The 10361-nt window shown below is 61.8% G+C and carries 13 protein-coding genes and 1 pseudogene; 12 read left to right on the plus strand and 2 right to left on the minus strand.

The genetic code is table 11. The features are described from left to right. The 11 genes from AC1DF3_RS35905 to AC1DF3_RS35955 all read left to right on the plus strand — a co-directional run. Nucleotides 1–1142, plus strand: a 1142-nt coding sequence (locus AC1DF3_RS35905) for a tripartite tricarboxylate transporter permease (protein WP_478142661.1), incomplete at its 5' end; no start/stop codon positions are given. A 26-nt stretch (nucleotides 1143–1168) separates the two neighbouring features. Beyond that, nucleotides 1169–1546 carry a DUF1028 domain-containing protein gene (locus tag AC1DF3_RS35910; protein ID WP_478142662.1) on the plus strand — a complete coding sequence of 126 codons (378 nt, stop codon included), beginning with the start codon at nucleotides 1169–1171 and terminating at the stop codon, nucleotides 1544–1546. A 93-nt stretch (nucleotides 1547–1639) separates the two neighbouring features. Further along, nucleotides 1640–2809: an MFS transporter gene (locus tag AC1DF3_RS35915; protein ID WP_478142663.1), complete on the plus strand. Its 1170-nt coding sequence runs from the start codon at nucleotides 1640–1642 to the stop codon at nucleotides 2807–2809. Nucleotides 2810–2953: 144 nt separating this feature from the next. Further along, nucleotides 2954–3796: an intradiol ring-cleavage dioxygenase gene (locus AC1DF3_RS35920; RefSeq protein ID WP_478142673.1), complete on the plus strand. Its 843-nt coding sequence runs from the start codon at nucleotides 2954–2956 to the stop codon at nucleotides 3794–3796. Further along, complete coding sequence (locus tag AC1DF3_RS35925; RefSeq protein ID WP_478142664.1) at nucleotides 3796–4896, plus strand: maleylacetate reductase; 1101 nt, start codon at nucleotides 3796–3798, stop codon at nucleotides 4894–4896. Before AC1DF3_RS35920 ends, AC1DF3_RS35925 begins: the two co-directional genes overlap by 1 nt. Nucleotides 4897–4936: 40 nt before the next feature. Then, complete coding sequence (locus AC1DF3_RS35930; protein WP_478142665.1) at nucleotides 4937–5323, plus strand: RidA family protein; 387 nt, start codon at nucleotides 4937–4939, stop codon at nucleotides 5321–5323. 68 nt (nucleotides 5324–5391) lie between these two features. Next, complete coding sequence (locus AC1DF3_RS35935) at nucleotides 5392–5643, plus strand: hypothetical protein (protein ID WP_478142666.1); 252 nt, start codon at nucleotides 5392–5394, stop codon at nucleotides 5641–5643. After that, the gene (locus AC1DF3_RS35940) at nucleotides 5622–5927 is read left to right on the plus strand and encodes a YciI family protein (RefSeq protein ID WP_478142667.1); all 306 of its coding nucleotides are present in this window, start codon (nucleotides 5622–5624) and stop codon (nucleotides 5925–5927) included. Before AC1DF3_RS35935 ends, AC1DF3_RS35940 begins: the two co-directional genes overlap by 22 nt. A 5-nt stretch (nucleotides 5928–5932) precedes the next feature. Then, entirely contained in the window at nucleotides 5933–6259 is a 327-nt protein-coding gene (locus AC1DF3_RS35945) for a Dabb family protein (protein ID WP_478142668.1), read from the plus strand. Between the two features lie 36 nt (nucleotides 6260–6295). Further along, nucleotides 6296–6838 carry an NADPH-dependent FMN reductase gene (locus AC1DF3_RS35950; RefSeq protein WP_478142669.1) on the plus strand — a complete coding sequence of 181 codons (543 nt, stop codon included), beginning with the start codon at nucleotides 6296–6298 and terminating at the stop codon, nucleotides 6836–6838. A gap of 228 nt (nucleotides 6839–7066) precedes the next feature. After that, on the plus strand, nucleotides 7067–7438 hold the full coding sequence (locus tag AC1DF3_RS35955) for a DoxX family protein (protein WP_478142670.1): 372 nt from the start codon (nucleotides 7067–7069) through the stop codon (nucleotides 7436–7438). Between the two features lie 85 nt (nucleotides 7439–7523). On the opposite strand, the pseudogene AC1DF3_RS35960 reads toward AC1DF3_RS35955, so the two are convergent. Then, nucleotides 7524–8264 (minus strand): annotated as a pseudogene (locus AC1DF3_RS35960) (IS3 family transposase); the annotation flags it as partial. A gap of 177 nt (nucleotides 8265–8441) precedes the next feature. Continuing rightward, nucleotides 8442–8927 (minus strand): RidA family protein, encoded by a 486-nt coding sequence (locus tag AC1DF3_RS35965; RefSeq protein ID WP_478142671.1) that lies wholly within the window; start codon nucleotides 8925–8927, stop codon nucleotides 8442–8444. A 242-nt stretch (nucleotides 8928–9169) separates the two neighbouring features. Between AC1DF3_RS35965 and AC1DF3_RS35970 the strand changes: the two genes are divergently transcribed. Beyond that, nucleotides 9170–10361 (plus strand): amidohydrolase family protein (locus AC1DF3_RS35970; RefSeq protein ID WP_478142672.1); only part of this gene is annotated, 1192 nt, incomplete at its 3' end.

A 10361-nucleotide genomic window follows, 5' to 3' on the forward strand; every position in this document is an offset into this window, starting at 1 on the left:
TCCTGGCGCCGATGCTGGGCGAGGTGGCCTTCCTGTTCGGGCCCGCCGACTACGTCGCCATGATGCTGGTCGGCTTCGTGTGCGTGAGCTTCGTCACCACCGGCAGCCTGCTCAACGGGCTGGCCATGTGCATGATCGGCGTGCTGCTCGGAACCGTCGGCACCGACGTCAACAGCGGCGCGCAGCGCTTCACGATGGACCTGCCCTTCCTGGTCGACGGCGTCGGCATCGTCAGCATCGCGCTGGGCTGCTTCGGCATCGCCGAGATCACCAAGAACCTCGACTCGGGGGAAGAGCGTTCGCCCTTCAACGGCAAGATCAACCTGATCCCGACCTGGTCGGAGTTCAAGCGGATCATCCCGAGCGCCCTGCGTGGCAGCGTGGTCGGCTCCTTCCTCGGCATCCTGCCGGGCGGCGGGCCGACCATCGCGCAGTTCGCGGCCTACGCCATCGACAAGAAGGTCAGCAAGTACAAGGACGAGATCGGCACCGGCTGCATCGAAGGCGTGGCCGGCCAGGCCGCGGCCGACGAAGCGGCTGCGCGCACCAGCTTCATCCCGCTGATGAGCATCGGCATCCCCGAGAACGCTGTCATGGCGCTGATGCTGGCCGCCTTCATCATCAAGGGCATTCAGCCGGGCCCGAACATGATCGCCAGCCACCCTGAACTGTTCTGGGGCCTGGTGGCCAGCATGTGGATCGGCAACGTCTTCCTGCTGGTGCTGAACGTGCCGCTGGTGCGCTACTGGCTGTCGGTGTTCAAGATTCCGTACGCCGTGCTGTTCCCGTCGATCCTGTTCTTCTGCTGCATCGGCACCTACAGCGTCAACAACAACCTCGAGGACATCTACATCACGGCGGCCTTCGGCTTCCTGGGCTACATGTTCATGCGGCTGGAACTCGATGCCGCACCGCTGATGCTCGGCTTCATCCTCGGGCCCATGCTGGAAGAGAACTTCCGCCGCACGATGCTGCTGAGCCGCGGCAGTTTCGGCATCTTTGTCTCCCGGCCGATCAGCGGCACCTTGCTGGGCCTGATCGGGGTCTTCGTCGTGTGGCAGCTCGTGGCGTTCCTCCTGCGGGTGCGCAAGAGGAACGGTGTGCCGATCCCGGCCCCGGTCGGGCTGGAGCCGCAGGAGTAGCGGGCCGCGCAGGCCAGGAACCCATCATGACCTACGGACGCTGCCCTCGGACTCACCAGATCGGCATCGCCGTCGCGACTTATTCGATTGCCTTTGGCTCGTTCGCGCAAGGAGCGCACAACGCGTACGGCGTGGCCATGTCACAGGCCAACGGACGCAGGGCGAATGCGCCACTGGCGCAGAGTCTGCTGCAGCAGGGACTAACGAGCGAAAGCGTGCTTGCGGCCTTGGTCCAGGACGACGAGCACGAAAGCTACCGTCGGATCGCGGTGATCACGCGCAACGGCTTGGGCGTCGTTCACACGGGCGCACGCGTTCGGGGGTGGGCCGGTGCCAAGATCGGCGCCGACTACACGATCTTTGCGCCCAACCAATCGAAACACCAAGCCATTCTGTCTTCATGAATTTCACCGGCAACCTCGGGCACCCAACGATGAAAGCTGGGCCAACCGCCCGGCTGCTATGAGCGGACGACCCAAGCGACCGCCAATGACGCCATGACGGTCCCCCTTCTGGCTGGCGCCGCGTTTTTTAGCGCGGCCGCCCTGCGCATCTGCGACGCGATGCTGCCGCGCCTGGCCATGGACTTCAGCGTGACGCCGGGCGCGGCCGGGCAGGTCATCATCTGGTTTGCCGTCGCCTACGGCCTGGTGCAGCTGCTGTTCGGGCCGATGGGCGACCGCTACGGCAAGGCACGTATGGTGCGTCTGTCGCTCGCCGGCTGTGCGGTGGCATCGCTGGCGTCGGCGCTCGCGCCCGACTTCGAGATGCTGGTCTGGACCCGCGTCGCATGGGGCATCGCCGCCGCTGGCGTGATTCCGCTGGCGATGGCCTGGATCGGCGACACCGTCCCCTATCACCAGCGCCAGGCCACGCTGGCGCGTTTGCTCACAGGCACCATCTCGGGAATGATGGCAGGCCAGCTGGCCGGCGGATTGTTTGCCGAATCAGCCGCCGGATGGCGCGCCGCCTTCGTCAGCTTGAGCGTGGGATATTCCGTGGTGGCGGTCCTGCTGACGGTACACGCGCGCCGGGCACATGTCTCGATTGCCGCGCCCGCCGAGGCTGCGTCTCGGGTGCCGATGGCGCAGCAGTTGTTGGCCGTGCTGGGACTGCCCTGGGCCCGTGTCGTCCTGCTGGCGGTACTGGCAGAGGGGTTCTTCCTGCTGGGGCCGCTGAGCTATCTGCCCACATATTTGCACGTACACCACAAACTGCCGCTGTCCATGGCTTCTGCCCTGGCGGCTCTCAATGCAGTCGGCGGCCTGGCATACGCCTTCACCGCCAGTCACATCGTGGCCCGCTTCGGGGAATGGCGCATGGCGCTGGCAGGCGGCTGGCTGATGGGGTGCGGCTTCTTGGCTTGGTGGATTTCGGTGCTGCCTTTGCTGGCCGGCCCCATCGCCTTGGTGGTGGGCTTCGGCACCTTCCTGTACCACAACACCTTGCAGACCCATGCGACCCAGATGTTGCCCGCGGCACGGGGGACGTCCGTGGCGGTGTTTGCGTCTTTTTTATTTACCGGGCAGGCGCTGGGCGTGACCGCCACCGGGTATGTCGTGGACCACTTCGGCTTTACCCCGGTCCTGCTGTCGGCGGCTGTCGCCTTGCCAGTCGCGGGCTGGGGTTTTGCGCGTGCGCTTCGGCGCCGCTCGGCTGGCGATTGAGTGTGCCCGGCCTCACTGGTGCGCACGGTGCAGCGTTCCATTTTTCCAGAATTCGGAAATATCATTTCCAGTTCACTGGCTTTCCATATAAGTATTGAAAATCTAAAGTTGGGTCACCCGCCGGACAACGGGCTATTTCGAACCATGCGAAACCTCAATCAAGACAACATTACACAGGCGGTGATCGCCAGCTTCACAGATGCCGAGACGCCTCGTCTCCAATACATCATGACGAGCCTGGTACAGCATCTGCATGCCTTTGCACGTGACGTGAAGCTGACCGACGAAGAGTGGTTCCAGGGAATCGACTTCCTCACGCAGTGCGGACACATCACGGACTCGAAGCGACAGGAGTTCATCCTGCTCTCCGACGTGTTGGGGTTGTCTATGCTCACTGTGGCCATGAATACCGAGAAGCCGCGAGGCTGTACGGAGTCGACTGTCTTCGGTCCCTTCCATGTCCAAGGTGCGCCCAAGTATGAGCTCGGAGAGGATATCGCCAATGGAGCGAACGGCACGCCGTGCCTGGTGCAGGGAACTGTCCGCGACATCGCCGGTAACCCCATTCCGCACGCCGTGCTCGACGTGTGGCAATCCGATGAAGACGGGCTGTATGACGTACAGCACGAAGGCCTGGATCAGGCCCAGGCGAGGGGTATCTTGACGGCGGATGGCGACGGGACGTTCTACTTCCGATCCATCCTCGCCGTTCCATACGCAATCCCTCACGACGGCCCCGTGGGCCGGTTGCTGAAAGCCACGGGACGACATCCCTGGCGCCCGGCGCACCTTCATTTCATGATCAAGGCGCCCGGTTATGAGACGCTGGTCACGCATGTCTTTCGCGACAAGAGCGACTACCTCGATTCCGACGCCGTATTCGGCGTGCGCGAGTCGCTGGTATGTGAGTGGAAGGAGCAGGCGAATGGCAGCTACCTGCTGGAATTTGACTTTGTGCTCAACCCGGTTCGTGGGCACTCCGGTTGATGGGCATGAAAGATTTCGTCTATACCGCCCATGCCCCGCGAGTGGTCTTCGGTGCCGGAAGCCTGTCGCACCTTGAGCGGGAGATTGATCTGCTGGGCGCCGAGCGAGCCATTGTGCTGTCGACGCCCGAGCAGGCTGAACAGGCCCGCGCGATCGCCGATCGCATCGGCAACCGCACTGTGGGGGTGTTCGCACGTGCGGTAATGCATGTGCCAATCGAAACCGCACGGGAAGCTCGTGAGTTCGCGCGTCAGCGCAAGGCCGATTGCGCCATCGCGATCGGCGGCGGATCGACGACCGGTCTCGGCAAGGCGATCGCCCTGGAATCCTCCCTCCCGGTGCTTGCGATCCCGACGACCTACGCGGGAAGCGAGATGACGCCGATCTATGGCATCACGGAATCCGGGCTCAAAAAGACCGGTAAAGACCCGCGCGTGTTGCCTCGCACGGTGATCTACGACCCCGAACTCACCCTAACGCTTCCAGTTGGCATGAGCGTAACCAGTGCGATGAACGCCATCGCGCATGCCGCGGAGGGTTTGTACGCGCGAGACAGCAACCCAGTCATGGATTTGATGGCCGAGGAAGGGATTCGTGCCCTCGCGCGGGCGCTGCCCCGGATCCGGGCAGACGCTACTGAGCCCGAGGCCAGGAGTGACGCGCTGTACGGAGCTTGGCTGTGCGGCACTGTGCTGGGAACGGTCGGCATGGCGTTGCACCACAAGCTTTGCCACACGCTTGGCGGTGCATTCAACTTGCCTCACGCCGAGGTCCATACCGTCGTGCTGCCCCATGCGATAGCGTTCAACTCAACTGCGGCCCCACAAGCTGCCAGTCGCATCGAGCATGCGCTTGGAAGAAGTGGGGTGAGTGCGGCAGCTGGCCTTTTCGACCTCGCGCTGCAAAGCGATGCCCCCGTCGCATTAAAGGATATTGGCATGCGCTACGAGGATCTCGACAAGGCAGCTGCCCTCGCGGTTGCAAACCCGTACTGGAACCCGCGCCCCATCGGCAGCGCCCAGCGCGCCGAAATCCGCGAGCTCCTACAGCACGCCTATGAGGGCGTGAGGCCGAATTCGATTGGCGCGCAAGTGCCTTAACCGCCTCTCGGGGCAAACCTTACCAACCTTCGGAGATCACATGAAGAGAAGCGTCATCCACACGAACAAAGTCCCGCCTGTGAAGGTACCGCTGTCACAAGGCATCAAGGTGGGCGACTGGATCTACACGTCCGGCATGCTCGGCATGGATCCCGCCACGGGGCAACTTGCGACAGGCGGCATGGAGGCGGAAACGCGCCAGGTCTGTGAGAACCTGAAAGCTGTTCTCGAGGCGGGTGGCTCGTCTCTCGAAGATGTTCACAAGGTCGTCATCTATGTTGCCGACCTCGCGGAGATGCTGCCGATGAACAAGGTCTTCAGTGAGTATTTCCCCAATGATCCACCGGCGCGCACGACGTTCCAGGCGGCCGCGCTGGTCATGGGCGCGCGAGTCGAAATCGAGGCGATCGCGACCCTCAAGGACTGACGAAGAAGATCCAAGACCCACCGACTGCAGCCGTGAGGCTTCAGTCGGTGTTGAATGGAGATGCCGACATGCTGCAAGCCCTCTCAAGGTCCAGGATGGATGTCCTCGACTACAGGGGGCTGGACAATTCGCCGCAAACAAAGCTGATTGCCAGCGCCGTCGCTCCGCGACCGATCGCCCTTGTTTGCACCGAAGGGCCGGCAAGGTCGAACGCCGCGCCATTCTTCAACATTGCGAGCGTCACCGCCAATTGTGAAGTTGCCTTTCGGCGGCGCTTGCAAGCAAGTGAAACTCAAAAATGCTCTACACGTTCTTCCTGATCGATAAACCCGGCGCGACGGAGCTGCGCCTGCAACTTCGACCCGCTCACAAAGCCTATTTGGCCCAAGTAGCTGACCGGATCGCCTTCGCCGGCCCCCTTCTCGCGGACGACGGAACGTCGATGATCGGTAGCCTGCTATCGATCGACTTCGCCTCCCGGGAGGATGCGCAAGCATGGCTCACCAACGAGCCGTTTACCCGCGCTGGTGTCTACGCGTCAAGCAGCGTTCATGCCTTCCAGAATCTATGGCCTCAGAAGGCCGGCTTTCCGCCCTCGGACTGAGCGCCATGGAGAACAATGTGATTAAACACATCGTCATGTGGAAGCTGAGGGGGGAGACGCCAGAGCAGCGTCGCCAGAACGCTGGCCAGCTCGCGGAGAGCTTCCACAGCCTTCGCGGGCGAGTGCCCGGCCTCTTGCATCTGGAAATCGGCATCGACACGAGCGGCGCGGACTACGCGTGCGACGTCGTGCTGTATAGCGAGTTCGCCTCCCAAGCGGCACTGGAGGCCTACGCGAGCCATCCTGAGCACATGCGTGTAAAGCGCGAGCTTGGCAACCTGCGTATTGCCCGGCACCAGGTGGACTACTTCACTTCGACACACGCGGCTTAGCCCCGCGGACTTCGCTCACGTTCAATTGGAAACTCGATGAATATTCTTGGCCTGTCCGGCAGCCTCCGCGCCGGTTCTTACAACACGCTGGCACTCAAAGCAGCTCAGAAGCTAGCGCCTGCAGGAATCATGATTGAGATCGCAGGCATCGGTGATATTCCCATGTACAACGACGATCAGCGCGCTCAGGGGGAACCCGCCGCAGTTGCAGCGCTGAAGGAAAAAGTGCGGCAAGCGGATGGAGTGCTGATCGCCACACCGGAATACAACTTCTCCATCCCCGGAGTGCTTAAGAACACTCTGGATTGGATGTCGCGCCCCCCGGGGCCGCCGTTCACCGGCAAAGTCGTCGGCATCATGGGCGCAAGCCCAGGGCCAGTCGGCACAGCGCGCGTGCAGTACGACCTGCGGAAGGTCATGGTATTCATGGATGCGTTCACGTTGAACAAGCCTGAGGTGTTCATCAATCATTGCGCGGGCAAGTTCGACGCGCAGGGGCAGTTCACCGATGAGGCTGGCAGCAAGTTCATCGTTGACTTGCTACTCGCCATGCAGGACCTGAAGCAGCGGCTTGGCTAAGCGATGATCGGCAAAATGGCCTCTTGCGTCGGCGAGTCGCTCGCCGGAGTCCGTGGCGGAGTTGCCGTGCTGATTGGCGTTTTCAGAACGGTGGGAATCCCTGTTGGGCGTGTCGATGGCCTTGTCGAGCAGGGAGTTCGCGAACTCATTCGTTACGCCGCTCGCGCACCGTCCATCTGCTACGGCAGCGCTCGTCTCGCAAATGGTTAGGACATCCAACTGAAACACATGAACATGGACCCAAGCATCGCAAGTGATCCAATACGGCTGCTCTCCATCCTCTGCGGATTGATGTTTATCCCGCACAGCGTCGCGAAGTTCACTTCGCGCCAGGCCGTCGACAAGGTCTTTGAGTCCGCAGGGTTGCGTCCGGTAGCCTTCTTCGTCATCTTGTCGCTGATCATCGAAATCATTGCAGCCATTGGTCTCGTGTTCAACGTGCTGCAACCATACGCTTCGTGGCTGGGTGCAATGTTCATGCTTGCTGCGGGAGCGGCCTCATACAAGATTTCAGGCGGCAAATGGAACTGGAGCCTGGGGGGCTGCGAACTGCATGTCTTCTGGGCGCTCTGCATGGTGATCGTCGCTGTCCATAGCTAAGGAAATCTGAACAACTCGAAACCGCTGCCTGCCCAAGGGCGCAGATCCATCGGTCTACAGCAAGGCAGATCTGGACGCAATCTCCTCGGCTGTGCCAATCCAACACCGCCACCAGGTACACCCAGGCGCGCGCCATCTGGACGCAGGTAATGTCGAGCGCCCAGACCTGGTCGGCCCTCTCGTTGGCCTGCCCGCGCAGCAGGTGCGCGAACACCGGGTGCGCCGGGTGCCGCTTGCTCGTGTTGGGCTTGCGGTACAGCGCCTGGATGCCCATGCGCCGCATCAGCGTGCCTACATGCCGGCGCCCGACCTCCACGCCTTGCAGCCGCAGCAGATCGCGCAGCATCCGGCTGCCCGCGAACGCGCGAACGGGTGCTCCAGGTGCAATTCGTCGATGCTGCGGATCAACGCCAGCCCGGCCTCGACAATCGGCTTGGGGTGGTAGTACGCCGTGCCCCGGCTGATGCCCAGCAACTGGGCCAGCCTGCCGCTTGATGGACGATTCGCCATCACGGTCGAATCATCGCTTTGCGCTCAGCAATCCCGCTTTCGTGAGGGCGCCCTCCAAAGAATCGTTCTCCAGCGTCAACTGTCCGATCTTGGCGTGTAGCGCCTTCAGGTCCACTGCCGGAGCCTCCGGCGCCGCTGCGCCGCTGAACACGCCCGCGGCGCGTTCCAGCAGTTGCCTGCGCCACTCCGTGACCTGGTTGGGATGCACGTCGTGCTTTTGCGCCACCTCGGCAATCGTCTTGCCGTCGGCCAGCGCCTCGATCGCCACCTTGGCCTTGAATGCCGCTGAGCGGTTACGGCTGGGTCTTCTGCTCATCTCGTCTGCTTCTGTCATATCGGGCTCTGTCCCCTCGGCCATGGAGGCAGCCTATCCACTTCGCAGCGTGTTCAGACTTGCGCGGCCGGCTCCATCGGTGATGGCCCCGGGTGCTTGCCTGGATTGCGCAGCAATGTCTTCGCAACGCACATTGGTCGCCATCCTGCAAGGCCATGCCTATTTATCACCGATGACTGCGACTGCAGATACCTCGATCATCATGCCGACGAAGGGCAGGCTGTGCACTGTGATGGAGGTGCTCGCGGGGAAGTTGCCTTCTGGCCAGAACTCATGGCGTATGGGAATGAGTGGCTCGAGCAGCCGAGGGTCGGTCAGGTAGACGGTGATGTTGACAACATCCTTCATGCTGCCGCCAGCGCGCTTAGCCGCAGCTTCGATGGCTCGGAAGATCACACGAGCTTGTCCCTCGAAATCGCCAGCCATCGACTTGCCTTGCTCATCCCTGATGCCGACTTGGCCGGATATCCAAACAGTCTTTCCGCCTTCCGTAGCAACAGCCGTGGAGTAGCCACGGGGCTGGCCGGCTTCCGATTTCAGGTAGTCACGGGCGTTCGCGGCCGGTGCGACCAGGATTGCGCTGCATACGCTTGCGGCCAACACACATCGAAATCTCATATCAACTCCATCGTTAAGTGACAGCATTCAAAAGCAATTGGCGTGCCACAAAATTCTTGCGGGTTGGGGCCATCGCGACTGCAAGATTCCCGCGCTTGGCGACTTGAATGAAGGGCGGGCGCTCGGTAAATCGATCCATCTTTCCGATTTGCGGAAATCTTAATTCCGCACTTAGTGCTATTCGTCAGCACGGCGAAGTCATAAATTTCATGGGGCCAGTTAAGGCACATTCCCATTCCCCTCCAACCCCATACGATTATGAGGACAGCATGAGTTCTACCATTACGCGCCGTTCTGCGCTTGGATTAGCTGCCGCAACATGCCTGACTGGTGCCTTTGCGGGCTACAAGGACGCTGAAGCCTCCGACCTTGACGTGGTGGCGCCGCTGCCACCAGTCCATCGAAGGATTCTGATTCGAGGCGCCACGATCATCAGCATGGATGCCAAGGTCGGCAATTTGACCAAGGGCGATATCCTGATTGCCGATGCCACCATTGTCGCCATCGGCCCGCAGCTGGATGCTCGTGGTGCCGAAGTGATCGATGCCGCTGACATGATCGCCGTTCCGGGCATGGTGGACACCCATCGCCACTGCTGGGAAGGCCAGCTGCGCCGCATCAATCCCAATGCGGCATCGCTGGGGGACTACAGCAATGCCACCCACCTCTCATTTGCCAAGTACTACCGCCCGCGCGACATGTATGTCGGCAACATGATTTCCGCGCTGGGTTGCATCGACGCCGGCATCACCACCGTGGTCGACGATTCTCACAACAGCCGCACGGCCGCGCACTCCGACGCGGCGGTTGACGCACTGCTCGATGCAGGCATCCGGGCAGTGCACGTGACCGGAGCGCCGGTCGCGGGAACCTGGGATACGGCGAACTGGCCAGGTAATCTGGCACGTCTGAATGCCAAGTACATCGCCAACAAGCCTGCAGGCTTGTTGACGCTGGGCGTGATGGACGCGTTTCCGAAGTTCGAAGTCAACCAGTGGGCCGTTGCACGACAGCTGGGCGCTGTCATCGTGACCGAGTTCATTGGGATCGAATTGGCAAACCAGCTCCCATCTCTGCACCAGCAAGGGCTGCTGCGCAGCGACAACATCTTCAACCACTGCACGAACATGCCGGAAGCCACATGGAACATCATCCGCGAGGCAGGGGTGCGCGTGAGTGTGACCCCAAGATCGGATGCCCATTACGGTATCGACGATGGCATCAATGCGTGGCAGAAGGCGCTCGACCACGGCATTCGTCCTGGCCTCAGTGTCGATAACGAGACCTCGTACAGCAGCGACATGTTCATGGAGATGCGCACGGCCTTCTACGTTCGAAGGATCCTGGGACCCGCTGGCGGTCCCGAAACGGCGGCACAAACCAAGGCCTCCCGGTTGCTGCAAGCCGCCACGATCGATGGCGCCGCAACCGCGGGACTCCAGCAACGCACGGGTAGCCTGA

It is taken from the genome of Variovorax sp. 10N432, from assembly GCF_056394465.1.